The sequence below is a fragment of the Streptococcus sp. CCH8-H5 genome (assembly GCF_001556505.1).
Taxonomy (GTDB): domain Bacteria; phylum Bacillota; class Bacilli; order Lactobacillales; family Streptococcaceae; genus Streptococcus.
This window is the reverse complement of the sequence record NZ_LSIZ01000143.1, coordinates 1-1,961: the sequence shown is the minus strand read 5'-3', so window position 1 is coordinate 1,961 and position 1,961 is coordinate 1. Positions and strand designations below refer to the sequence as shown.

Here is a 1,961-nt window from a genome sequence, read left to right as displayed (position 1 = left end):
ATTGCTCCAGAATAACCGCTCTATCTGCTCGTTTCACTTTACTAGCTAGATTTCGACTAATATGAATTAAGCAACGTTGTTGTTTAGCTAATGGGTAAGCCTGACTGATCATCTGCTCAAGCCCCTTGAAGCAATCGGTCGCTACATGAGAAACCTGTTGAATGCCTTGTTTTTGAAGCTTATCTAACAGGGTGGACCATGAATCATTGTTTTCATTTGGGGCGATTTCATATCCAAGAACAACCTTCTGTCCTTCTGGTGTAATGCCAAGTGCGATATGAATACATTCTTTATTAACGGCTCCACGTCTTAATGGAAGATAGGTTCCATCAAGAAATAAAACAGAGTAATTGGCTTCTAAGCTTCTCTCATGAAAAGCAGAGACATTCTCCTGAGTTGTTTTTGAGATATTAGAAATTGTGGCAGGACTATAGTGATGACCATCCATTCGCTCGATGATGTCGCTAATTTCTCGAGTCGTTACGCTGGTTTGATAGAGTTTGATAACCATCTCTTCCAAGTGGTCATCTCGACGTCCATAAGAGGGGATCAAAGCTGGACTAAAGTTTCCATTACGACTATTACCAGAATTATAGCCTACTTTATCGTAAGGCTCATACCCTAAAAGGGCTGACAATTCTGCTTGAAGCGGATCATTCATCGCCGTTTCAAGAGAAGTACGGAAAAATTCATCAATATCTTGCTTTTGGGCTAAGAAGTTAAGTAGTTCTGTGCTAAACTGAGTCATAGGAATAAATCTCTTTCTAGTAATGTTTCGCAACTCTACTATAACGGATTTATTCCTTTTTGTGTTTACAGAACATATTGTATACTATCCTCTGCAAAATATAGATATAAACATTTTATTCTATTTTGTACAGAAAATAACAACAAATGACCATATTCCTTGCCTATTTTCAATCATTTTGATACTCTACAATTGGAGGTATATATGACTAAACAAAAAATAAATCAAATTGTCGGTTCCATTGGGGCCTTTATCGGGATTATTGTATTTATCGCCTACATCCCACAAATTTTTGCCAATTTACAAGGCAACAAAGCTCAACCATTCCAGCCTTTATCCGCAGCAGTATCTTGTTTAATTTGGGTTCTTTATGGATGGACAAAAGAACCCAAGAAAGATTGGATACTAATTATTCCAAACTCAGCTGGTGTGATTTTGGGTGGACTCACTTTTTTGACTTCACTTTAACAAATTTAATAGTATGTATAAAAAGCTGAGATGAGTTTCTCAGCTTTTTCTCTATTCTCAGATAATTAAACGCTGCACTCACTAACTTCCGCTTTTCCATTCACAATCATTCTCATGGTCATCAACTAGACCTGCCGCCTGTAGAAAACATACTAAGATTAGTAGTGAAGAAATCTCCGACGGGAGTGAGTACTCACTACTTTTTCTTTGTGTTAAAGTAGAGGTGTCTTGTGAAGTCGTGGCTTCTTTTGGCGCTAGACGCCGTAAAAAAACTGGCAAGACACCTGTTTTAGATGGAATTTTATCAAAGTATGTTGGACGCTAGACGTCGAGTATTGAAAATGAAATCACTAAAATAAGGAATCATTCAAGACAAAGAGGTAAACATAATGCGGACAGTTTTTGGAATTGATGTGAGTAAAGCAAGCTCAGAAGTCGCTATTCTTGTGAATGGTGAAAGGGTTCATGGCTATACTATGTCTAATGACATTATCGGATTTTCTCGTCTACTGAAGGACTAAAGACCGTGAGAAACCCCGAAATTATTTTCGAAGCTAATGGTGTCTACTCTTGTCGACTTCAGGCTTTTCTAGAAGAAAACAGCTATGACTATACACGTCTTAATCCTTTGGAAGCTAAAAAGCAACTTGACAGCTTACGAGTCCGGAAAACCGATAAAATTGACGCAGGGAAACTAGCTTCGTCACAATTCGTTTTAAACCGTAAGCCAATTTATGTTCAAGAA

2 protein-coding genes and 2 pseudogenes are annotated in these 1,961 nt (G+C 37.8%); 2 read left to right on the top strand and 2 right to left on the bottom strand.

Annotated elements, in window-relative coordinates; genetic code table 11:
• Nucleotides 1–748, bottom strand: a 748-nt coding sequence (locus tag AX663_RS09430) for an IS256 family transposase (RefSeq protein WP_082759668.1), incomplete at its 3' end; no start/stop codon positions are given.
• A 204-nt stretch (nt 749–952) separates the two neighbouring features.
• On the opposite strand from AX663_RS09430, the gene AX663_RS09425 reads away from it, so the two are divergent.
• Nucleotides 953–1,216 (top strand): SemiSWEET family transporter, encoded by a 264-nt coding sequence (locus tag AX663_RS09425; RefSeq protein WP_037599404.1) that lies wholly within the window; start codon nt 953–955, stop codon nt 1,214–1,216.
• Between the two features lie 81 nt (nt 1,217–1,297).
• On the opposite strand, the pseudogene AX663_RS11060 reads toward AX663_RS09425, so the two are convergent.
• Nucleotides 1,298–1,363: pseudogene (locus AX663_RS11060) on the bottom strand (DNA-3-methyladenine glycosylase I); the annotation flags it as partial.
• Nucleotides 1,364–1,605: 242 nt separating this feature from the next.
• On the opposite strand from AX663_RS11060, the pseudogene AX663_RS10500 reads away from it, so the two are divergent.
• Nucleotides 1,606–1,961 (top strand): annotated as a pseudogene (locus AX663_RS10500) (IS110 family transposase); the annotation flags it as partial.